This window comes from Vibrio sp. 10N.222.49.C12, from assembly GCF_041475025.1.
GTDB lineage: Bacteria > Pseudomonadota > Gammaproteobacteria > Enterobacterales > Vibrionaceae > Vibrio > Vibrio crassostreae_C.
Map to the genome: position 1 here is coordinate 1 of NZ_JBFRVF010000049.1, position 21,841 is coordinate 21,841.

At 43.6% G+C, this 21,841-nt stretch carries 18 protein-coding genes and 2 tRNA genes; 11 read left to right on the plus strand and 9 right to left on the minus strand.

Annotated features, from left to right (window positions below; all coding sequences use genetic code 11):
* Positions 1 to 92 precede the first annotated feature (92 nt).
* From AB4583_RS15270 to AB4583_RS15285, 4 genes are all read right to left on the minus strand, one after another.
* A tRNA-Gly gene (locus AB4583_RS15270) sits at positions 93 to 168 on the minus strand.
* 46 nt (positions 169 to 214) lie between these two features.
* Positions 215 to 288 (minus strand) — tRNA-Cys (locus AB4583_RS15275).
* A 199-nt stretch (positions 289 to 487) separates the two neighbouring features.
* Positions 488 to 1,933 carry an ATPase RavA stimulator ViaA gene (gene viaA, locus AB4583_RS15280; RefSeq protein WP_017064542.1) on the minus strand — a complete coding sequence of 482 codons (1,446 nt, stop codon included), beginning with the start codon at positions 1,931 to 1,933 and terminating at the stop codon, positions 488 to 490.
* A gap of 11 nt (positions 1,934 to 1,944) precedes the next feature.
* Entirely contained in the window at positions 1,945 to 3,600 is a 1,656-nt protein-coding gene (locus AB4583_RS15285; RefSeq protein ID WP_372118122.1) for an ATPase RavA domain-containing protein, read from the minus strand.
* A gap of 288 nt (positions 3,601 to 3,888) precedes the next feature.
* Here AB4583_RS15285 and AB4583_RS15290 point away from each other — a divergent pair, with 288 nt between their 5' ends.
* From AB4583_RS15290 to AB4583_RS15310, 5 genes are all read left to right on the plus strand, one after another.
* Complete coding sequence (locus AB4583_RS15290; RefSeq protein WP_372118125.1) at positions 3,889 to 4,404, plus strand: NUDIX hydrolase; 516 nt, start codon at positions 3,889 to 3,891, stop codon at positions 4,402 to 4,404.
* A gap of 39 nt (positions 4,405 to 4,443) precedes the next feature.
* Positions 4,444 to 5,448: a low-specificity L-threonine aldolase gene (gene ltaE, locus AB4583_RS15295; RefSeq protein WP_372055212.1), complete on the plus strand. Its 1,005-nt coding sequence runs from the start codon at positions 4,444 to 4,446 to the stop codon at positions 5,446 to 5,448.
* Positions 5,449 to 5,536: 88 nt separating this feature from the next.
* Positions 5,537 to 5,851 (plus strand): cytochrome c, encoded by a 315-nt coding sequence (locus AB4583_RS15300; protein ID WP_372118128.1) that lies wholly within the window; start codon positions 5,537 to 5,539, stop codon positions 5,849 to 5,851.
* 167 nt (positions 5,852 to 6,018) lie between these two features.
* A complete protein-coding gene (gene ylqF, locus AB4583_RS15305; RefSeq protein WP_017069126.1) occupies positions 6,019 to 6,954 on the plus strand; it encodes a ribosome biogenesis GTPase YlqF in 936 nt (311 codons plus the stop codon).
* A gap of 282 nt (positions 6,955 to 7,236) precedes the next feature.
* The gene (locus tag AB4583_RS15310; RefSeq protein WP_372052313.1) at positions 7,237 to 8,262 is read left to right on the plus strand and encodes a GGDEF domain-containing protein; all 1,026 of its coding nucleotides are present in this window, start codon (positions 7,237 to 7,239) and stop codon (positions 8,260 to 8,262) included.
* A gap of 167 nt (positions 8,263 to 8,429) precedes the next feature.
* On the opposite strand, the gene AB4583_RS15315 is transcribed toward AB4583_RS15310, so the two are convergent.
* Positions 8,430 to 8,975: an N-acetyltransferase gene (locus tag AB4583_RS15315; protein WP_017062600.1), complete on the minus strand. Its 546-nt coding sequence runs from the start codon at positions 8,973 to 8,975 to the stop codon at positions 8,430 to 8,432.
* Positions 8,976 to 9,141: 166 nt separating this feature from the next.
* Here AB4583_RS15315 and AB4583_RS15320 point away from each other — a divergent pair, with 166 nt between their 5' ends.
* Together AB4583_RS15320 and AB4583_RS15325 are read left to right on the plus strand one after the other, a co-directional pair.
* Entirely contained in the window at positions 9,142 to 10,284 is a 1,143-nt protein-coding gene (locus AB4583_RS15320; protein ID WP_017062601.1) for a fatty acid desaturase, read from the plus strand.
* A gap of 239 nt (positions 10,285 to 10,523) precedes the next feature.
* Positions 10,524 to 10,814 (plus strand): putative quinol monooxygenase, encoded by a 291-nt coding sequence (locus tag AB4583_RS15325; RefSeq protein WP_017062602.1) that lies wholly within the window; start codon positions 10,524 to 10,526, stop codon positions 10,812 to 10,814.
* Between the two features lie 231 nt (positions 10,815 to 11,045).
* Here AB4583_RS15325 and manA read toward each other — a convergent pair whose 3' ends face one another.
* The 4 genes from manA to mngA form a co-directional block, all read right to left on the minus strand.
* Positions 11,046 to 12,233: a mannose-6-phosphate isomerase, class I gene (gene manA, locus AB4583_RS15330; RefSeq protein ID WP_017070588.1), complete on the minus strand. Its 1,188-nt coding sequence runs from the start codon at positions 12,231 to 12,233 to the stop codon at positions 11,046 to 11,048.
* 2 nt (positions 12,234 to 12,235) lie between these two features.
* Positions 12,236 to 13,402, minus strand: coding sequence for a glycerate kinase (locus AB4583_RS15335; protein ID WP_372051834.1), 1,167 nt, complete (start codon positions 13,400 to 13,402; stop codon positions 12,236 to 12,238).
* 45 nt (positions 13,403 to 13,447) lie between these two features.
* Positions 13,448 to 16,087, minus strand: a complete 2,640-nt coding sequence (gene mngB / locus AB4583_RS15340; RefSeq protein ID WP_372051833.1) for a mannosylglycerate hydrolase — start codon at positions 16,085 to 16,087, stop codon at positions 13,448 to 13,450.
* A 237-nt stretch (positions 16,088 to 16,324) separates the two neighbouring features.
* The gene (mngA, locus tag AB4583_RS15345; RefSeq protein ID WP_017069131.1) at positions 16,325 to 18,259 is read right to left on the minus strand and encodes a PTS 2-O-a-mannosyl-D-glycerate transporter subunit IIABC; all 1,935 of its coding nucleotides are present in this window, start codon (positions 18,257 to 18,259) and stop codon (positions 16,325 to 16,327) included.
* A 317-nt stretch (positions 18,260 to 18,576) separates the two neighbouring features.
* On the opposite strand from mngA, the gene AB4583_RS15350 reads away from it, so the two are divergent.
* The 4 genes from AB4583_RS15350 (at position 18,577) to dcuC (ending at position 21,746) form a co-directional block, all read left to right on the plus strand.
* Entirely contained in the window at positions 18,577 to 19,293 is a 717-nt protein-coding gene (locus AB4583_RS15350; RefSeq protein WP_009845448.1) for a GntR family transcriptional regulator, read from the plus strand.
* 232 nt (positions 19,294 to 19,525) lie between these two features.
* Positions 19,526 to 19,726, plus strand: coding sequence for a hypothetical protein (locus AB4583_RS15355; protein WP_136978665.1), 201 nt, complete (start codon positions 19,526 to 19,528; stop codon positions 19,724 to 19,726).
* A gap of 23 nt (positions 19,727 to 19,749) precedes the next feature.
* Positions 19,750 to 20,001, plus strand: coding sequence for a hypothetical protein (locus tag AB4583_RS15360; protein ID WP_133151380.1), 252 nt, complete (start codon positions 19,750 to 19,752; stop codon positions 19,999 to 20,001).
* Positions 20,002 to 20,378: 377 nt separating this feature from the next.
* The gene (dcuC, locus tag AB4583_RS15365) at positions 20,379 to 21,746 is read left to right on the plus strand and encodes an anaerobic C4-dicarboxylate transporter DcuC (RefSeq protein WP_372052139.1); all 1,368 of its coding nucleotides are present in this window, start codon (positions 20,379 to 20,381) and stop codon (positions 21,744 to 21,746) included.
* The last annotated feature ends 95 nt before the right edge of the window (positions 21,747 to 21,841 follow it).

The following is a 21,841-nucleotide window of genomic DNA, read 5'->3' on the forward strand; positions in this document are numbered from 1 at the left end:
CACCACCAGGGCACGCAATTTTTTATTGCGATGCCGATTACTGAAAAGTAAAACACCATCTTAATGTCAAAATGAATCAACACTACAAAATTTGGAGCGATACATCGGGTTCGAACCGATGACCTCAACCTTGGCAAGGTTGCGCTCTACCAACTGAGCTAGTATCGCATTTTCATTCTTAATATCTCTTAACTTATCAAGCTAAGAAAAAGAATGGAGGCGCCTCCCGGAGTCGAACCGAGGTCCACGGATTTGCAATCCGCTGCATAGCCACTCTGCCAAGGCGCCTTTTTAATTCAACACTTTAGGGACTTAAGTAAGCCGCACCGCTGTGTTCGGGTGCCTACTTTACGGATTGAGGGGAGATAGTCAAACAAAAAAGTGAATTTAAATTCCGTTTGCTGACATTTAAATCAAATTGCTGCATGTTCGATCTCTTTAATCAAAAAACACACAGCAAAATCGAGTTAAACAAGATGTTCTAGCGCTACCACTTCTTCATAAAACGACCGACAAGACTCGGATGATACGCCCAGCAGTGGTCAAACATCGTCATAAGTTGAGGGTTACCATACTTAGAAAGACTAACCGCATGAAAACGGTTTTTGTGTTCTTTCAACTTTTCAACCTGAGCGATCATTTCGTCAGATTGTTTCGGTGCAATAAAGTCAGAAAGTACGATTAAATCGGCATTTTTGTATTTATCACCCGTCATCAAGTCAATCGACTTCATAAGAACAGGTTCCAAATCCGTACCACCGTGGAATGAGTAACTTAAGAAGTCGCTCGCTTCACGTAGGCCATCTTGCCTTGTTAACTCATAGGTAATCTGCTCAGAAGAAAAAAGAATCACATAACAGTCTCTCTCTTCTGCAAGAGCAATTTGCATTAAGGCATAAGCCATTGCTTTAGCAGACTGCTCAGGGAAACCACTCATAGAACCCGAAGCGTCCACACAGACGATAAACGGGCCCTTTTCAATATCGATGTTCTTGCTATCTGGTTTTTGCGCCTTCACTTTGCGTAACGTGCGTGATTTACCTTGCGAGCGATAGCTCAGTAAACGCTTGTCGGCCAAGTGCTTGTAAAAGATAACCTCAAGTTCAGGATAAGCTAAGAACATGGTTTCGTTTGGCAGCATCTTGTTAAGGTCATCACTTTCATGAATCCCGACAATATCATCGACCGCTTCATCGCTTTTCTCTTCAACCACCTGCAATTCTTCTACAGGGGCTTTGTGTAGCGAAGGATCATCTTCCTCACCAGCCATACGGCCTAGCTTTTCAGCGATCTCTTGCAAGCCCTTGTGCTTATTCAAGAACTCAGCATGACGTTTCATGATGGTAAGGTCTGTTTTGCTTAATTTGGCAGAAGCCATGTCCCACAAGCGCCCTACACTGCCTTCATCACCCGACTCAGTCACTTTATCCATGTTTTTCATGGTTTCCATGCGCTGATAAAGATCGGCTAAGACTTTTTCTTTGCTTGTTTCAAGTTCAGTTACTTGAGCTTGTTTAATCGCATCAGAAAGTGATTGGTACCATTGGTCGCAAAAGTAGTGTGGAAACATCGCGTTATAAACACCCTTGTTGTTCTCCATAAGGCGTCGAGCTTGTAGATAAAACGCTGAGTGCCACTCCAGCTTTTTGATAACGCTGTCAATCTCATCAAAGAACTGAGGTTCATCCCAGTAAATCACTTCTTGGTAAAGGGCGATTTCCTCTTGGAATCGATCAGTTTCACACACCTTAGTAACGCGTTTTTTAACTTTACCGCGCCATTTAACTAAGTGGTTTTTCACTGAGGTTTTCACACCTTTGTTCTCTGCAGCCATCATGACTTGAGAACGAGCGATGAGATCATTCATCGCGGTATCAATGATTCCTGAATCAGCCACCATCAAAGCGAGGTTTAAGCCGTCTGCTCCTAACATATGCTCTCCTCTTACTCGAAGTACTGGCTCATAAACTTAATACGCTGAGCAATCTTGGCACTCTTCACTTTCGTGGTTTCAAGATCTTGCGTTACCGATTGCAAACTTGCTTCCATCGCTTTTGGTAAATCAGGGTCAATATAGTTATGAGGTAATGCATCATGGAATTCAGTACGAACGCGTTTTAACTTGAATTCAGCTTCAGTTAACTGTTCTAAGGCTTTCTCAGCGCCACTCAACCACTTGTTGTACAGTTCTTGGTCTAAACCGTCAGTAGTAACCACACTCACCAATACAGAGCGATTGGCGATGTCTTTAATCACTAATTGGTTTGATGCATCCAAGTCGAGTTTTAAACGGCATAGGTTTTTATTTTCGTTTACGTAACCGTAAATATCACCGTGACCTTCTTTAAGAACACGATCAAAATCGTCTTTGGCTACGTATACCCAACGGCTATCGCCCTTCTCAGATTCAGAAACCGACATGTTGCTTTGCAGCATAACCAGTTTCACTAGATTGTAAGCACTGCCCACACTGTACATTTTCGCGTTCTTGATGTCATTCTGGTAAACATCTTTACGCAACAAGCCACTGGTTGACTCCATAGAAAGTGACACCGACAACGTTGATTCAACATCGTCTTGAATCTCTTCTAACTCTTCACGAGACATTTCAATTTGAGCTTTCGACTCTTGTTGATCAAACGCTCGGTTCAATGCAAAGTCTTTCACCACGCTACGAACCACATCACGTGATTCTGGGCTATGCCACAAACAATCTTGCAGAAGCATAATATCCAGCGGGTTCACGCTATCGCGACCACTAAAGAACGCACTCGCTTTCAATAGTTTAACGGCCTTCTTCCAGCGTCTGTCTGAAACATACAGATCGGATTCAGAAGTTGAACCCTGCTGCTTAACCGTTTCTTCTAGCATGGTTTTCAACTCATACAGCTTGTTGAATGCGTTATCTGTCAGTTCAAGCTTGTCGAGTTCTTTTTGCCACTGGTGATATTCAATATCCGTGATCGCCAAACCCTTCGGGATCTCAGCTTCTTGAGAAGTGCCTGCAGTCAGCATCGACTTGAAGTTTTGTTTGTTCTGAATGCGGTTTACAAACACGCGAACAAGCATTCGGTCATAAAGCGCTTCTAGGCCGCTATCTTCATCTGGAAGTTCATTCGACGCAGAGACCAATAAGCGCATTGGTACGCGTTCAATATCACTACCGTTCTTGAACGTTTTTTCATTCACAACAGTAAGGAGTGTATTCAGGATTGCCGGACCAGCTTTCCAGATTTCATCAAGAAAGACGACTTGAGCGGTTGGAAGGTAGCCTTCCGTCAGCCTTACGTAGCGACCGTTGTCTTTCAGTTCTTGGATACTTAGAGGGCCGAACACTTCTTCAGGCGTTGAGAAGCGTGTCATTAGATATTCAAAATAACTACTGTTATCGAAAGCCTGGATCAAGCGTTTTGCGATAAGGCTTTTCGCAATACCCGGTGGGCCTAATAGAAATACACTTTCACCAGCTAAAGCAGCCAGCAAACAGAGCTTAATGGTGTCTTCTCTTTCATAGACACCATCAGAGAGAGCATGCGCTAATTTGTTAATTCTTTCAGAGAGTAGCGCCTTGTCAGCATGTGAAGAAATAGAAGGGGTCATGCATTACTCCGAAAATCTTTGAACAGTTGAGAGTGTAGAATTGTTTTTATACATTTGTTAGCGCTTTGTTACAAGTGCATTTTATTATTGAGTTGCATTTATATCAGATGGTTACGTCGGTAATTTTGGCGCAATCATAGATTCCAATTATGAGAGTAACATCACAAACGGCGTGAAACTAAATCTAATACGAAACCTAATTTTTCTTTTATTTTCGACACCATAGACGTTATGGTGGTGCACGTCTTCCGTTATACGAAAAATTGGCAAGGAATGTGGCCAGACTGCATGAGTAAAGTTATCCATAAATGGAAAAGTATTTCTCTCATAGAAGAGAACGTGACGCTCCCTACGAACGTCGTGGTAAAACATACAACAATCAATCACCCTGGCGCGGCAGTTATTCTTCCTATCACTTCGTCTGGAAAAATCACCCTCATTAACCAGTTCCGCCCTTCTCTAAAGAAATGGCTTTTGGAACTACCCGCAGGCACGATGGAAATAGATGAGACACCTCTTCAATGTGCCCAACGCGAACTGGAAGAAGAAACAGGTTACAGTGCAACTTCTTTTCAAAGCTTGGGGCAAGTCACCCCTTTAGCTGGATTCTGTGATGAGATTCAGCATTTGTTCGTCGCCAAAGACTTAAGCCTCACTACCCGCTTTAAATGCGACGAAGATGAAGTCATAGAGGTGATCGAACTGAGTCTAGAAGAACTGCACGACAAAATACGACACGATCAAATTACCGATACCAAAACTATCGCTTGTTTAAGTAAAGCCCAACTATGCGGCCATCTATAGCCAATTATATGACTACCTAAAGTACTCTAGGAGAGAAACATGGACTTTCGTTCTGATACCGTAACTAAACCCTCACAAGCCATGCGTGACGCAATGGCAAACGCAGAAGTGGGCGATGATGTTTATGGCGATGACCCAACCGTCAACGAACTAGAACAGTGGGCAGCAAATGAGACAGGCTTTGAAGCGGCAATGTTTACCTCTTCAGGTACACAAGCCAACCTTCTTGGCTTAATGGCGCATTGTGAGCGTGGTGATGAATATCTGTGTGGCCAGCAGGCGCACAACTACAAATACGAAGCTGGCGGCGCTGCGGTCCTTGGTTCTATCCAACCTCAACCAATCGAGAATAACCCAGACGGTACTTTAGACTTTAAAAAGCTTGCCGCTGCGATTAAGCCCGACGACAGCCACTTTGCTCGTACCAAGCTTCTTAGTTTAGAAAACACGATCAATGGTAAAGTCCTGCCAATGTCTTATCTAGCGGAAGCACGTGAGTTCGTAAACCAACACAGACTTCAAATGCACCTAGATGGCGCGCGCGTCTATAACGCAGCAGTCGCATTAGATGTACACATCAAAGAGATCGCACAACATTTCGATTCTATGACGATTTGCTTATCGAAAGGTTTAGGCGCTCCTATCGGTTCATTACTTCTTGGCAACAAAGAATACATCGCAAAAGCACGTCGACTACGTAAAATGGTCGGTGGCGGTATGCGCCAAGCAGGTATTCTTGCCGCAGCGGGAAAAATGGCTTTAACAGAGAACGTTACTCAACTTAAAGCTGACCACGAGAACGCAAAAAATCTAGCGATTGGTTTAAGCAAACTAGAAGGTTTTTCTGTTAACCCTGATTTCATTCAAACTAACATTGTATTTGCTAAGTTAGATGAGTCTGTGGATATCAACCGAATCGCACGCGAACTGGGCGAACAAGGCATTACGATGTCACCAGGGAACCCTGTTCGATTTGTAACTCATAGAGATATCAGTTCAGAAGACATCGCTACTTTCCTAACTAAGTTGGAAAATGCGCTTTAAGCCATACTAAATGTTCACCCAGAACAAATAAGACTTGAGCTTCCTCTTAGGGGAAGCTTTATAATCATGTTTTTACCGGAGTAAAAACGTGCATTACCCACTCTTCGCCCTAATATTACTAGCGCTTTCCTCTAGCCTTCATGCCTCTGATTTTGGCGATCCTGAACTAGGTAAAATGAAATCACCAAGCTGCGTTTTTTGTCATAACCCTACCAGTCAATCGACTAATAACTCCTATCCTAAGCTTTCTGGCCAAGATCCAACCTATCTCTTTAATACAATGAAAGCGTATCAAACCGGAGATAGGCAGGGCGATTACGCGGATATGATGCGAGCGCAACTGAGTAAGCTCAATGATCAAGACTTGAGAGACATAGCGGCTTTTTACGCTTTACAAGATTAGCGGCTCCCACCTTCAATAGGTCAATCATCAGCTAAATAAACATCACCAAGTCGCCTATACTTCAAGCAAACTCACTGAGCTCATTGAAGGTCGGGATAGATATACCTTTACACGTATCATCCAACCCTTACAATGTGCAGCAAATATATTTATCAAGGTTTATCTCTATGTCTATTCAATGGTTTCCGGGTCACATGCATAAAGCCCGCAAAGAAATCGAAGAAGTTATCCCACAAGTTGATGTGATCATCGAAGTACTGGACGCTCGTATTCCGTTCAGTAGTGAAAACCCAATGATCTCTTCACTGCGCGGCGATAAGCCTTGTGTAAAAGTGTTGAACAAGCGTGACCTAGCAGATCCTGAATTGACTCAACGTTGGATTGAACACTTCGAGAAAGAGCAAGGCGTTAAAGCGATTGCGATTACGACTAGCGCAAAAGAAGAAGTTAACCACGTTATGGAACTAGTACGTAAACTGGCGCCGCACCGTGAACAGATGGGCAAGAACATTCGTACAATGATCATGGGCATCCCGAACGTGGGTAAATCGACCATCATCAACTGCTTGGCTGGACGTACGATTGCGGTTACTGGTAACCAACCTGCGGTAACTCGTCGTCAACAACGTATCAACCTGCAGAATGGCGTAATCCTATCTGACACTCCAGGAATCCTTTGGCCTAAAGTAGAAAACCCACACAGTGGCTTCCGCTTGGCTGCGACAGGCGCTGTAAAAGATACAGCAATGGAATACGATGAAGTGGCATTCTACACAGTAGAATACCTAGCAAAGCAGTACCCTAACCTTTTGCAAGAACGTTACCAAATTGAAGAACTGCCAGAGTCTGACATCGAATTGATGGAAGCGATTGGCCGTAAGCGTGGTGCACTTCGTGCCGGTGGTCATATCGACATTCACAAATGTTCAGAAATCCTGCTTCACGAATTGCGTAATGGCACTTTAGGTAAGGTAACGCTTGAGTTGCCAGAAATGATCACACAAGAGCTGATCGAAGTTGAAGAAGCGGCTGCACTGAAAGCCGAACAACAGATTAAGAAAAAAGAAGAGCGTCGTAAACGTTACTTGAAGAACAAGCGTTAATCGCGATTAGTTTTTATAATCTGCTTTAGTTTCTGTTTACCACTCTTACACCAGCCTCTAGATATTCACGTTCTATCGATAATAGAGCGTGAATATTGCCTGCTACCGTTTGTTGATCTAGCTAACATACTGACAAATCTATAGAAACGGTCGTTTACAATCCCAAGCACTGTGACATACTACGCAAATTATTGTGTATCAATCTCGGCTAATTTCTCAATGCGCTCTTATTCTGGGTTCAAGAATCAAAGATTTAAAACCTATTTCGATAATGAAATTTATTTGCCGTACATAAATTTCATCTACATCCCGATCTCAATATTCTGTGCATTCATCATCACTGACTACATCCACTTTGGTAGTGAGAGCCTTACACCTGTCATTTTCCGAGTCATACTTTTTCTATTGATGATGGCAGCTGCCAGATATTGCATCACCAACAAACCCAACGTTTTAGAACCCGTAGAAAGTGCCTTCCTTGTAATTAGCTCGCTTTTTTTGGTCTATGTCGGTCGGCTTGCGATTGAGTTAAACAACTTCGATTACCAAGGCGGTATCATTTTAGTCATGATCTACATTGGTACGTTTTCACGACTGTCAGCCAAATACAGTATCTCTACGCTGTCGTTTATCTTTTTGGCTTATCTCATCGGCCTTGCACCACTGCTTTATGAAGCAGAGCCAAAACATGAAATAGAAACAATTTCCGTTTATATCTCGGCTTACATCCTCATCTCGGCGGCCTGTATAAGACGTGACTTGGAAGTACACAAACGTTTCGCTCAATCCGAGCAACTGCGCAAACAAGCGATTCAGCTTCGCAAACAGTCCAATATGTTCGAGGCCCTTTCCTATCAAGACGCACTAACGGGCTGCTACAACCGCCTTTATCTTCATCAGGTGATAGAACCGAGCATAGACCGTCAGCGATCCATTACATCGCTCATGATAGATATTGATCATTTCAAATCGATTAACGACACCTACGGCCATCAAATGGGTGACATGGTGATTAAAGAACTGGCCGATGAGATTCAAAAACGACTACCGACTAGCAGTAACTGCTTTCGATACGGCGGTGAAGAGTTTTTGGTGCTGGTCCAAGGAGAAACCGAGGCTTCAATTGAATCGCTGGTTAATGCCCTTTTAGAATCCCCTACTCGCCTTAGATTAGAAGTAACAATTTCAATCGGTGTGAAACATGCGCCTCAGGCCCTTGGTTCTGTCGAGCAGCTTATCGACGACGCCGACCAAGCACTCTACATTTCGAAGAAAGGCGGAAGAAATAAGATCACGTGGTGTGACTAATTACCCAGTATTTCACGCGCCTTAGCGATTCATTTAATGACCACCAATTCAATCAAAAAGCCCCGAGCAACTTAATACTCGGGGCTTTTGTCTTTGTTCTTCTGCTTTAAAATAGCTTCGTTAAGAACCTGCTACTCAGCAAAAAAACAGTATTCAACAAGAATCGACTAAGAATACACAACGCTCGCTGTTTTCTGTTCAAGTTCAACGGGAGAGCTCCAAGAAATCACTTTTTCATTCACTTGGCTGCCACATGGTGCGTTCCAAACTTGCTCTAGTTCTTCTTTGCCACCAATCGCCTGATAAAAAGCAATCGCTTGGTGGTTCTCAGACATCACCTCTAGGTAAAGCCCTGAGTCCGAATAGTATTGCTGCAACCACTTCGACAATTCAGACAACAGACGCTTGCCTACACCTCGTCCACGATAATTATTATCTACATGTAACGCATCGATGAACGTACCACGCTCAAAGTTGTGATTACCGAACGCGCAGACAAAACCAACCAGTAAACCGCCTTCCTCAAGCAATAAAACATGTTGGTTGAAAGGAGGATTAATCAAACGAGTCTGCCAAATAACAGATCTGTCCTCCAAAACATCATGTTCTAGGTAATCATCAGCAAGAATGCCACGGTAATATAGCTTCCAGCTATCCGCGTGTAATTGGGCAATCCGCTCATAATCTTTATATTCAGCTACCTTAATTTCCATTTATTAGCCCTTAGTACTTCCATTTATGACTTGCTACTACATTTCACACTACCTTTATACAATATTTAAGCAAAACATACTAATACACGTTTACACTTTCAATATTGACTTACACGTGTACGCTGATATTCTAGCGCACAGATGTAAGCCCAATGGAAATTTGCTAATGAATAGTGCCGACAAACAATCTACAAAAAAGCCGCCATTAATCTGGCTCAATATTTTTGTGTTCTCTTTTAGTATGCTGCTTGCTGTTGTAGCGGCTCCCGTTTATGGCTACTTTTTTGGCTATGGCATGGAGCACTGGATATGGCTAGCAATCTGCTTTACGTTCTGTAACCTTTCAATCACGACAGGTTATCACCGCTTATGGTCACATAAAGCGTTTGAAGCGCATTCAAGCCTAAGATTCCTGTTTGCATTAGGTGGTGCATTTGCCCTGCAGAACAGCGCGCTACACTGGTCTTCTGATCACCGTGTTCACCACAAGCATGTCGATAACAACGACAAAGACCCATACTCTGCAAAACGTGGATTTTGGTACTCACACATTGGCTGGATGATTCGTAATTACAGCACCTCAATGTACGAAAACTACGAAAACTGCCGTGACCTTAAAAAAGATAAGATTGTTATGTGGCAGCACAAGCACTATGTTCTGTTAGCATTACTAATGAATTTCGGTGTTCCTATCGCTTTAGGCGTGATTTACGGTGACGTGATTGGCATGTTGTTAATCGTAGGTGCAGTTCGTTTGGTACTTAACCACCACACAACATTCTTTATTAACTCTCTTGCTCACATCTGGGGTAGCCAACCTTTTACTGACAAAAACACAGCGCGTGATAACGGTGTGTTAGCAGTACTCACTTTCGGCGAAGGCTACCACAACTTCCACCACATCTTTGAGAACGACTACCGTAACGGCATCTACTGGTGGCAATACGATCCAACAAAATGGTTGATTAAGAGTGCTTCGTTGATGGGACTGGCAAGTAAGCTTAAGAAAACCCCTCAAGCTCGTATTGAGAAAGCTGAAGCGTCAATGTTACTTAAACGCACCCAGCAAAAAATCATGCATCGTGCCGACAAGCAACAAATCGCAGAGAAGCTTCAACAAGAGTTTGATGCTCTAGTATCAAACATGAACGAATATTACGAAGTTAAAAAACAGCTACTTGAAAGCAAGCGCGAAGACGTTGTGAAGAAGTACGAACACTCTGTTCTTAAGGTTCGTTATCAGCAAATCAAAATGAATTTCGAACAACAGAAGAAAAATTGGGCAATGACGGTTGAGCAATACGCTTAAGGTAAGACAGTACGCTTAACACCCCAGTAACAACACAGTTTGATTCTTATTCAAAAGCCCTCATATTGCTATGAGGGCTTTTTTTAATAAGCATAACCTACTCGGCTCTGGCCCTATGCTCTCGAGTTTGAATTGTGGATGGTAAGAACCATAGTTATTGGATTTCAGAACTCTTTCTTCATTCTGAATTTATACTTATATTACTTAAACTTACCGAGTTTAAAGCGAAGGAATTGAAAATGAGCAAACTGACTATTATTGCAACGATCGTCTCTAAAGAAGACAAAACTGAGCTTGTAAAAGCTGAGATGATTAAATTGATCGATAAAACCCGTGTTGAAGACGGCTGTATTAACTACGATCTGCACCAAGATAACAGTAACCCTGCTCACTTCGTTTTTCATGAGAACTGGGAGTCTGAAGTTCATCTAGAGAAACACTTAGCGAGCCAACACATCGCTGACTACATGGCTGCGACTGAAGGTTGTATTGAAACCTTTGTGCTTAATAAAATGACTCACATTGCCTAACCAGTCACTCAGTACCAATTCAATAAAAAGCCCTGCTCTGATCGCAGGGTTTGTCTTTTCTACAAGCTTATATCTGCTCATTCTAATAATGAAAAAACCCGCCAGAGTAGCGGGTATGGTCAATAATCATGACTGTCAAAGACAGATAGGTAACAACCATCAATCCAATATTGAGTACCACTTTACAGTGGCACTCTGACATTTCTTTTGCTGATCGCTAGCACGGGGGCACTAGTTAAAAGCACGAGCCAAAATGCCATTCCCTTGATATTGGTAAACACTTGAATTACTACTTACAAAGACCGATTCTCCGGGCTTAAGAGAAACTGACCGCCCTTCTGAAGTGACGGTCGCCTCTCCTTCCACACAGAACAAGATCTCCGCGCTACGTAGATACTGTGACTTGCTCTCATCAGTCGCAGACAAGATATCAAAGCCAAAGTCATCCACTGGAATCGGATAACTCATCTTGCCCTCTTTCAATACAGGCTTAAGGCGGATATCTTCTGGCTTAATCGGCTCAAAGATTGTGTTGTCGATAAGCTCAGGGACATCGATATATTTGGGAGTGAGACCGGCACGCAGCACATTGTCTGAGTTTGCCATAATCTCTAAACCCGTACCTTGAACATAAGCATGTGGGGTTTCTGCGAACAGGAACATCGCTTCACCGGGCGCCAGCTCAACCGTGTTAAGCATTAATGGCGCAAATAAGCCAATATCACCTGGATAATGCTGTTTGAATTCGATGCTGTATTGAAGAGCTTCACGCCCCATGACCGTTTTGGCTGGTCGCGCATGTGCAGCATAAAGCTCATTAAGCGCAGACGCTTTGCGGTCACCTTCAAGAGACATAATGGCGCTAAAGAACGACTTCAAAGAATCACTGTCGGCATTGGCTTTTAGTACATTAAGCTCAATCGCTAACGAAGGAATATCCGCTTCTTCGAACAAGGCAATAATGTCGTCGATTGGACGAAAGCCATTCATCGCTTTGTAGAAGGTCAACGCATAAACCAACTCAGGTTTATGGTTTGGATCTTTGTAGTTGCGATTAGACGCATTCAAAGGGATACCAAGTGCATTCTCACGCTCAAAACCTAATTCTGATTTTCGCTTGTTCGGGTGAACCTGAATCGATAACGGTGTTTCAGCGGCCAACACCTTAAACAAGAAAGGCAATTCACCGAAACGAGCCGCCGTGTATCCGCCTAAGACATCGATTTTGTTTTCATCAATCATGTGAGAAAGCGATTCACCGGTATCGCCTACCTTTGAACAACCATTTGGATGAGCACCCATCCAAATTTCTGCTTGAGGTTCCTGGTTTGGGTTCACAATACCAAACAATTGGTTAATGGAGTCTTTGCTTCCCCATGCGTAGTTTTGAATAACGTTGTCGAGTTTAAATAGAGACATAATTACTTCTCATTAAAAATCTGGCTACCAAGCTTGAGCGTGGCGGCGATATTACGGGCAGTGCGAGTCAGGTTTTGATTCGCTTCTGATAAAACTTGGTCTAAAGACTGAGGTGAACGTACGGTTCCAAATAAGCTAGACATTGAGCCGTAAAGTTTTTCAACGTCTTGCCCCAAAGAGCCCGCAATTCCAATGGTTGGAATACTCAACTTTTGAGCTCGCTGAGCGATGCCGAAAGGTGTTTTACCTTGCAGGGTTTGGTTGTCCATCTGCCCCTCTCCGGTCACGACCAGTGAAGCACCTTCAAGAACCTTATCTGCATCCAAGGCATCTAATACCATCTCAATACCCGCTTTAATTTGGATATTGAATGCAAGACTTAACCCCAGAGGTGTACCACCAGCAGCACCAAATCCAGCTGTGTCGCGATGATTAGTACCCGTATGTGCTTGAGCGATATCGGCAAAGTGCCCGATCGCAGTATCAAGTTGTTCAACTTGAGCTTTTGATGCGCCTTTTTGCGGACCAAACACAGTACTGGCTCCGCTTTCGCCACATAATGGATTATTCACATCACACGCGACCACGAACGTCACTTCTTTGCATCTAGGGTGCAGTCCTTCAAGATCGATACTTGCTAACTGGCTTAACTCGGCGCCGCCACCAGATAGCTCGTTGCCTTGTTTGTCGAACAACTTGCCTCCCAACGCTTGTAAGATGCCAGCACCAGCATCATTGGTGGCACTACCGCCCAGACCAATGATGATTTGTTCTACGCCTTTATCTAGCGCATCTTTGATCAGCAACCCTGTGCCGTAAGATGATGCTGTAAGAGGTGATCTTTCTTCTACGGTTAATCGATCTAAACCCGATGCTTGAGCAAACTCCACCAAGGCAGTGTTTACGCTTATGCCATCAACCTGTTGTACAAGTGAAGCCCAATAAGCCGTACATTCGCGACCGATTGGATCCGTCGTTTGCAGCCTTTGTTTCTTACCATCGAGCGCCTCTAGCAACACGTCTACCGTGCCTTCTCCGCCATCGGCGAGTGGCATTTTCACAAACTCTGCGTGAGGAAAAACGTCAGCAAATCCACGCTCAATACAAGACGCAACTTGATGAGCGTCGAGTGATTCTTTAAATGAATCGGGGGCAATTACAATTTTCATTGTCGTTCACCATTCCCGCCCACCAAGGTGAGCGGGTGATTGAAATTAGAATTTGATTTGGAATGTTTTCGCTTGGCAAGATGCTAGTTCACCAAAGGTTTCTGCTGCTACATCACCTTCGCGTACTCGCTCATCCATGCTTGTTTCTTTCCAGCTTGAAACGTTTTGAGTGAAGGAGATTGAATCTGACACAGAGCCTGTTTCTGCCGGGTTGTAGACACGCATGATCAACGCATCTTCATCTTCCGCTTTCTTCAGCACACTCAACACAGCGCCTGATTGTTGCTTAGACAGAAGGCTAAAACTCATAGGTAGGTTTTGCTCGCCCACATTCAGCTTCATCGCGTTATAAGGGATCTTGTTGTAGCATTCGATTTGAGTGACATTGTCACGTGCTTGCGCCATGATGTTCGCGTCAATATGGTTACCAGAGAAACCACACAGCGTGAATTCACACACTAACTTACCGCGTACTTGTGAATCTGGTGTCGGGATCTTGATTCCTGATGGACGGCCCGGACGAAGCAATAGCTCTTCTTTACCCAACACGCCAATACCACGGAATAGTGTCAATGCGAAGGTATCTCGGTTTTCGTCACCTTGAGATGCAATCACTTCAAATTCACGCAGGCCATTCGACATGATCGCCATACCCGCTTTGCCATTTTCTAATGCAGCGAAGTTCATCAGTTGGTAAACCGGAACTGGCGCTTCTTTCCACTTCTCTTCTTCCCAAACCGCCATTGCTGGGTCATTGGTTGGTCGAGTAATACAACCGAACTGGTTATCTGCAACCACAGTTTCAGAAACAAATGGCGTTGGCACTAGCACACGTACACGGTGGTCGTCGGCTTGATTGTCTAGTTCCATGCGTACTTCAATGCGGCGAGAACCTTGCTTCAATACCACTTGGCATTGCGCTTCAATGAACCCATTTTGACCCGTACGTTCTTCACGCTCTGCAAGGTTTGCAGGCACGTTCATTCGGAAAGCGATGTTCGCTACCGATTGGAAACCTTGGTGATCAATCGATGTTTCGATTGGGAATTCATCAGAGTACAACAGCCACTCTTGACGAGATGGAGAGTAATCGTACTCATCGCCGTCATCAGAACCATCTTCTAAACGAAGTGCTTGGTCGAATACTTGCTCTGTCTCTTTATCGAAAATAGTCAGAGTACCGTTGTCGTTTACATTAATTCGGTAGTATTCGTTCTCTAGCAAGTAGTCTTTCTGCTCTGCGACTTTAACTGCGCCCTTCTCATTACCTTGGATGTGTAACGTGGTGAAACCCATCGCTGGTACAGTGCGTTTGATTTGAATATCAAACTCCATGAAAGGGTCGTAGTTGCCGTAGTGAACGATTTGACGGTCTACTTTACCTGGGTCGATTTGGCGCTTGTCTTGGATGAAGTATTCAACTGGGTTTTCGTTTTCATCAAAGATAGAAAATTCTTGAGCACGGATAGTGATGGTTGTGTTCACCACTTCTTCACGCTCATACGGAGAAAGGTTAAACATCGCCAGTTTGTCGCAACCTTCGCGATCCGGCATATGGTCAACGATTTTACGTTTGTAGAAGTGGATTAGGTTTGTCGCCATGTCGTCCGCAAGGATGTAACGGTTTAGGATTTCAGCGTGTACCTTGTCTGAACAACAGCAACCAATAGAGTCATGAGCGTGGTTCTTCATGCTCTCTTTCCACATTTTCTCAATCAAACCGTGGTGGTATTCAAAACCTAATGTCCAAGCGATAGACGCTAGCGGTTCTAAGATGTTTACAATCTTGTTTTCGATTTCTGCGTGGATCAGTTTGATGTCCATACGCGTAGAAGAGATCGTACGGTGAACACGCATGTATTTACCGTCGTTGAACTCGCCTTTGATTGTGTCGAGTTGGTCGCGCGCCGCTTCTACTTTCTCGAACACTTCTTCGTAACGGCTCATTGAGAATTCACGATCTGGGTAGATTTCGCGAAGCTTGTCCATTACTTCAAAGATGTCTTTTTGAATCGGCATTTGGTCGTGGCCGTTCGGTAGCAAGATATCTTTAGTCACCGATGGCTTTTCTAGCACTGGGAAGTACTTATCTAAACGAGCACGCAAGCCTTCTTCGTCTTGTGGAAGGTATTTACCAATCGCGTAACCCAGCGGAAGCACTTGTGCCGTTACTTCACTGCCGTCATTAGACTGCCATAAGAATTCTGTTTTGTTGGTGCCATGACGCTCTGAACAACCACGCCAGAACATTGCACGCGTGATGTCGAAGCCGTTGTAGATCATTGGCAGCTGTGAGCTCATGCTGAATGAATCTGGTAGGTAACCAATCTTCATTGCATCGCCAAACTTCATACAGTCACGAATACCATACATCATGTTGCGTACAATTGACTCACCAGAAACTTGCATTGTGTCGGTTTGAGAATACCAAGGGCCAATAATTAACTTGCCCGCTTCAACCAATGCTTTTACGCGATCTGTGTTTTCTGGTTTGATTGCGAAGTAGTCTTCTAAAACGGCGGTTTGACCATCTAGAACGTAGTATTTGTATTCTGGATCGCTCTCCAGACGGTTCATGATTTCTTCCATGTTGTTCACAAGAAGAATACGAGACTCTTCTGTTGTGAAATACCATTCACGATCCCAGTGCATGTGAGGAGTAATATGTACGCGTGATGTAGTCATAATCATTTACCTAAATGTGTCGCTTCGAGTAAAACTAAAGTTCGAACCCAAATACGACTAAATTAAATTTTTTCAAGGGGTTAAAATTGGCTGCCACTAAATTTAGGGTGCAGAAAACCACGCCCAGAATCTGTGTGAATAAAACCGTTAGGAGCACAGGCATTTAGGACAGCCAAGTTGTTCGTTATTTTTTATACGGTGTTTTAATTGCGAGCTAGAAGCTAGCTCAAAATTCAGTTAGTTCTGTGTTGCAGTACTTGCTTCAAACTTACCCTTTTTTACAGCGTGACCACGCCACATCAGAAGAGTAACAGTTGAAATCACTGTGCCGACAATCGCAGCACCGAACCAGATTGCCGCAGCAGAGAATGCGCCCAAACCTGAATCGTGTAACAAGAAGATAGAGAAGATACCTGCACCCGGAGTCGATAGACCAATACCTGCCGCGCCAACCATCGCACCTGTAACCACTGATCCTAGTAAGAATGAGCCGATTACACGGATTGGATCTTCAATCGCCATTGGGATTGCACCTTCGGTAATACCCGCAAGGCCAAGTAGCCATGTCGATTTACCGGTTTCAATCTCAAAGTCTTTGAATAGGCGTGGAGCAATCATGGTTGAAGCCGTTACAGTGAACGCCGATACCATTTTTACTGAACCAAAGATTGCGTAAGGGCCATAAACACCGTTCGCCATTGCACCTAAACAGAATGCGTAAGCGGCTTTGTTTACCGGACCACCTAAGTCGAATGATACAAACAGACCAAGAATCGCACCCAATAACAGCGCATTGGTGCCTGACATACCGTTCAACCAATCCGTTAAACCTTGGTTTAAGAACGCAACAGGTTTACCGATAACAAACAGCATCAAGCTACCCGCTACCAAAGTACCAATCACAGGGTAAAGGTAGAAAGTAAGGAAACCGTTAAACGCAGGACCCAAGCGAACATGCTCTTTTACCCAACGCATTACGTAACCAGCAATCAAACCACCAACAACACCGCCTAGGAAACCTGAACCAATGATGTTTGCAGCAATACCCGCAGCAAAACCAGGACCAAGTGCCGGTTTGTCGGCTAATGAGTAAGCAGTGTAAGCTGCCAGTACTGGCACCATTAATGTACCTAATAGGCCGCCACCTAATTTACGATACATCCACAGCCAAGAATCTTTTGTTGCGTAAAGCTCTTGCAGGTCAAAAATTTGCGCGATAAGAACAGCAACCGCAAGAACAGTACCACCAGCAACGATAAGAGGAACCGCGTAAGAAATACCAGAAAGCAGTGCTTGTTTAAGCTCAGTTTTCAACGGTAGTTTTTTCGGTTTGTCATCAGTAGCCACTGTGCGTTCTGCACCGTTACCTTTTTTCGACTCTTCAATCGCTTCATTAAGAATGCGTTCACCGTGCTTAATCGGTTCTGCAACTGGGGTTTCAACACGAGGAATGCCATTAAAGCGCTCAGATTCTTTAATCGCAACTTCAGCAGCAAACACACACGCTACAGCATTATTAAGTTGTTCCGCAGTTAAGCGATCTTCAATACCGTTTGCGCCCTGCTTTTCAACATGAACCTTGTAGCCAAGCTTTTTGCCGGCTTTTTCTAGGTATTCTGCCGCCATATAAGTATGAGCAATACCTGCAGGGCAAGCAGTAACGCATACAATTGTCGGTGCATTTGTATCTAAGTTGTCTTGTTTTTCTTCTTGTTGATTGTCGCCATCAAGAAGCGCGAAGATTTCATCAGCGGTTGTTGCTTTTAATACTGCTTCACGAACATCGTCATCAACCAATGTGGTTGTCAGTTCGGTCAGCAGGTGCATGTGGGTAGAACCCGCTTCTGCATTTGGAATGGCAATTAGGAAGATAAGATTCACATCTTCGTCTTCATCTAGGCCTTTCCATTTCATGTCTTCTTTCAATGTTGCAACAGCGAAACCAGCTTCTTTAACCGCGTCAGTCTTGCCGTGCGGTACTGCTAGGCCTTCGCCAAGCGCTGTCGGGCCTTGCTCTTCACGAGCAAATACTGCATCAAGATACTCTTGTTTGTTGTGCAGTTTGCCTTGCTGATTCAGTTGGTCAGCAAGTGCGTAAATCGCTTCTTCTCGACTGCTAAACGTAGTTTGCAGATTTACGAGCGACTTATTCGTTAGAGTAGTAAGTTTCATAACCTTTGTCCCATAGTCACGGATTAGTACGACAGTCGTCCCTGTCGACGAGAAGAATAATACAACTTCAAGACATTTAATCCGTGATCACGATCTCATCAATACACATTTGTATTTAATTTGTATTTAAACTGTATTGGTAAATCCTTTAAGAAAGCTTGTTATGTATTGTTTAATTTGTATTATATGTACTACAAAACGCCAATACGATGCTCACACTAACCTTTAAAGCAAAGCTTATATAGAGCAAATTTACGTATTTAAGGTACAGGTTGTTAATCAAAGTCTAGTTGTCCTAGCGCACAAATGAGGCAAAAATGGCAAGACTCCCTATGTATCGCCAAATCGCCGATGCAATAAGAGAAAAGATCAGTTCTGGAGAATATAAAGTTGGAGAAGCACTCCCAACGGAAGCGCAATTGCGTGAAGTATTCTCGGTAAGCCGCGTAACGGTTAGGCAAGCACTGAAACTACTGATCGAAAACGATGAGCTTGAAAGCGTTCAAGGCAGCGGCACTTACGTAAAAGAGAACAAGATCAATTACGACATCTACAAACAGTCGAGCTTTCAAGAAAAGTGGGCGCATTTGGATGTGGTTACACACAGTGAAGTTCTGGCCTTCGAAATGAAGCCGTGTTCTTTGGCGATGTCTGAACATTTAGATATCAAAGAAGGCGAATTGGTTTTCTACGTAAAACGTGTTCGTTTCATAGACAACAATCCAATCACGGTTGAAGAAACTTGGTTACCTGTTGCTCTATTCCCAGATCTCACCTATCAAGTGATGCAGACATCAAAATACGACTTTATTGAGAACACCAAAGGCATGGTGATTGATCGAAGTGAGCAGGAATTGGTACCGATTCTTCCGCCTGAAGACGTTGCTAAACAGTTAGGTATTGACCCAGCTCAGCCTATCATTGAAAAACGTACTCGCGGTTACCTCGCCAATAACACTGTATTTGAATACAGCCGCAACTACTTCACGTCTAACGATTACCGATTCACTTTGGTCGCAAGACGCCAGAGATAATGCTCATCAGCGAGTTTCGATAATAGCAAAATGACCAACACAGAGAGCGCCTTGTTCTCTGTGTTTCTATGCTGTTAACTCAATCATAAAACCAACTTTCCTACCCAAATATTCCTAAACCAATATCAAGTAACCTCACGAAAGATCATTCACATTCATTTAAATACTTTTCTGGCGCTTTGACCATAAACTAAGCGCCAAATGACAAGAACAACAGTCGACAGGAATGTAGATGAATACCAAACAACTTGAGGACGCTGTAAGTGAAGTGAGCTTATTCAATCAGCACCTCCACTTAATCCAATCCGTGCATACCATTCCAACCCCAAAAATGAATTGGGAGTCGATTGCAATGGAACCTGCGCCGGCAATGCCAACCGTTCGATTCGATCACTGTCTACTCATCAGACTAACACTTAGTTCGTCGTGTTAAATCACTTTATATACAAAACCATTATGTCGAAACACACTATCTCACGAACATCGCACCCATTAGCAAATACAATTTCATACACACGATTCCTACCAAAGCTACCTTTAGTTCTAATCGCTTTCTCTATGCCCCTATTCGCAGAAGAAGTTGAAGAAGTGGTACTCGAGGACGAAGTCGTATTAAATGAAGGTTCTGAGTTAAACGAAGAAGCTGAAGAATCGCCTTATTATAACTTGTGTTTTAGCGCTTACTTATGGGAAGTAAGTAGGCGTTAAACATAAGTAATATTTAAATGTAAGTAAGCTTAAAAGCTAAGATTCTCACCTCTTTACTCCGATAAATACCCACTTCGTTACACGTTTCCTTCCAAAGTACAAAAAATACTCGCGATTTATAAAATAACACCACCATATGCAAATAGAACAACCAAAGGTGATCCAAGTTATATTCTAACAAGCCACAAAATTTGTTTATTAACATCTAAACAACAGTAGTTATTCACGATTTACAACCACAATTAACATCGAAAAAAATGTTTGTCTTAGATCATATCAACCTCAACTATGCCTCGTGCCACAGTGCAGTTTTCTGTACATTCATTGTCATATTCTGAAACACTTTCTTATATTTTTTAAACTTTGTGGAGATTTCTATGTTAGAGCTCTTGATCGGATTAGTGATTACTATTGCTGTTGGTTACTTTATTGTAAAAGGCTATAAAGCGGCGGGTGTATTACTAACTGCTGGCCTTTCCCTACTTCTTATCACCGGCCTTATTGGTCACACAGTCTTACCAGCTAAGGTAGCTTCAACAGGTAACATGGTTACCGACTCACTAGAATTTGTTAAATACATGCTTCAGTACCGCGGGGGCGGCCTAGGCATGCAAATCATGCTTCTTTGTGGCTTTGCTTCTTACATGACGCATATCGGCGCAAACAATGTGGTAGTAAAACAATTCTCTAAACCGCTTGCTGCTATCAAATCTCCATACGTACTTCTTGTTGCGGCTTACATCGTAGCGTGTCTAATGTCTCTAGCAGTAAGTTCTGCAACAGGCCTTGGCGTGCTATTGATGGCGACCCTATTCCCAATGATGACGGCAATGGGTATTTCTCGTCCAGCAGCGGTGGCGGTTTGTGCATCACCTGCAGCAATCATTCTTTCACCAACGTCGGGTGATGTGGTTATCGCAGCAGAAAAATCAGGTATGTCTCTTGATGTGTTTGCTGTTCAAACGGTACTGCCTGTTTCTATCTGTGCGATCATCGTGATGGCGGGTGCGGCTTTCTTCTGGAACAAATACCTAGATAAGAAAGAAAACACGCCAATGGAAAAAGTAGACGTTTCAGAAATTGAAACGAATGCGCCGGCTTTTTATGCTGCTCTTCCATTCTTACCTATTTTTGGAGTATTTCTATTCAACGGTCGTACCATTCCGGGCCTTTCACTTGATATCTACACCATCGTAGTAGGTTCAATTTTCGTGGGCGCTGTTATCGATTACGTTGTGAAGAAGTTTGACGGCGAAAAAACACTAGAAGACCTAGATTCTTGCTACCAAGGTATGGCCGAAGCATTTAAAGGCGTCGTAATGCTGTTGGTTGCGGCGGGTGTATTTGCTCAGGGCCTAATGTCTATCGGTGCAATTGATAACCTAATCGGCCTTGCTGAATCAGCTGGCGCTGGCGGTATCGCATTAATGCTTATCCTGACTGGTCTAACAGTTGCTGCTGCTATCGCGACAGGTTCTGGTAACGCGCCATTCTATGCATTCGTAGAACTGGCTCCGTCACTTGCTGCGAAAATGGGCTTGAACCCTGCGTTCCTAATCATCCCAATGCTTCAAGCGTCTAACTTAGGCCGTACAATTTCTCCTGTTTCGGGTGTAATTGTAGCGACTTCTGGCATGGGTAAAATCAGCCCATTTGAAGTCGTAAAACGTACGTCTGTACCCGTAATCTGTGGTCTTATTACGGTTATCTTCGGTACGCTTGTATTGGTTCCAATGTCGGCGTAAGCCTTAAGTTTCTAATCTCAAAGAACGAAGAACAAACGAACACCAATACTGAATATAAAATGCGTAAACAAAAAGGCGCTGAACTTAATAAGTTC

Bases quoted from the DNA above. Each gene is read 5' to 3' on its own strand.
- ltaE (WP_372055212.1), top strand. From the start codon at position 4,444: ATGGACTTTCGTTCTGATACCGTAACTAAACCCTCACAAGCCATGCGT.
- ylqF (WP_017069126.1), top strand. From the start codon at position 6,019: ATGTCTATTCAATGGTTTCCGGGTCACATGCATAAAGCCCGCAAAGAA.
- AB4583_RS15325 (WP_017062602.1), top strand. From the start codon at position 10,524: ATGAGCAAACTGACTATTATTGCAACGATCGTCTCTAAAGAAGACAAA.
- AB4583_RS15315 (WP_017062600.1), bottom strand. From the start codon at position 8,975: ATGGAAATTAAGGTAGCTGAATATAAAGATTATGAGCGGATTGCCCAA.
- AB4583_RS15335 (WP_372051834.1), bottom strand. From the start codon at position 13,402: ATGAAAATTGTAATTGCCCCCGATTCATTTAAAGAATCACTCGACGCT.
- manA (WP_017070588.1), bottom strand. From the start codon at position 12,233: ATGTCTCTATTTAAACTCGACAACGTTATTCAAAACTACGCATGGGGA.
- mngA (WP_017069131.1), bottom strand. From the start codon at position 18,259: ATGAAACTTACTACTCTAACGAATAAGTCGCTCGTAAATCTGCAAACT.
- mngB (WP_372051833.1), bottom strand. From the start codon at position 16,087: ATGACTACATCACGCGTACATATTACTCCTCACATGCACTGGGATCGT.
- viaA (WP_017064542.1), bottom strand. From the start codon at position 1,933: ATGTTAGGAGCAGACGGCTTAAACCTCGCTTTGATGGTGGCTGATTCA.
- AB4583_RS15350 (WP_009845448.1), top strand. From the start codon at position 18,577: ATGGCAAGACTCCCTATGTATCGCCAAATCGCCGATGCAATAAGAGAA.
- AB4583_RS15360 (WP_133151380.1), top strand. From the start codon at position 19,750: ATGTCGAAACACACTATCTCACGAACATCGCACCCATTAGCAAATACA.
- AB4583_RS15290 (WP_372118125.1), top strand. From the start codon at position 3,889: ATGAGTAAAGTTATCCATAAATGGAAAAGTATTTCTCTCATAGAAGAG.
- AB4583_RS15285 (WP_372118122.1), bottom strand. From the start codon at position 3,600: ATGACCCCTTCTATTTCTTCACATGCTGACAAGGCGCTACTCTCTGAA.
- dcuC (WP_372052139.1), top strand. From the start codon at position 20,379: ATGTTAGAGCTCTTGATCGGATTAGTGATTACTATTGCTGTTGGTTAC.
- AB4583_RS15355 (WP_136978665.1), top strand. From the start codon at position 19,526: ATGAATACCAAACAACTTGAGGACGCTGTAAGTGAAGTGAGCTTATTC.
- AB4583_RS15320 (WP_017062601.1), top strand. From the start codon at position 9,142: ATGAATAGTGCCGACAAACAATCTACAAAAAAGCCGCCATTAATCTGG.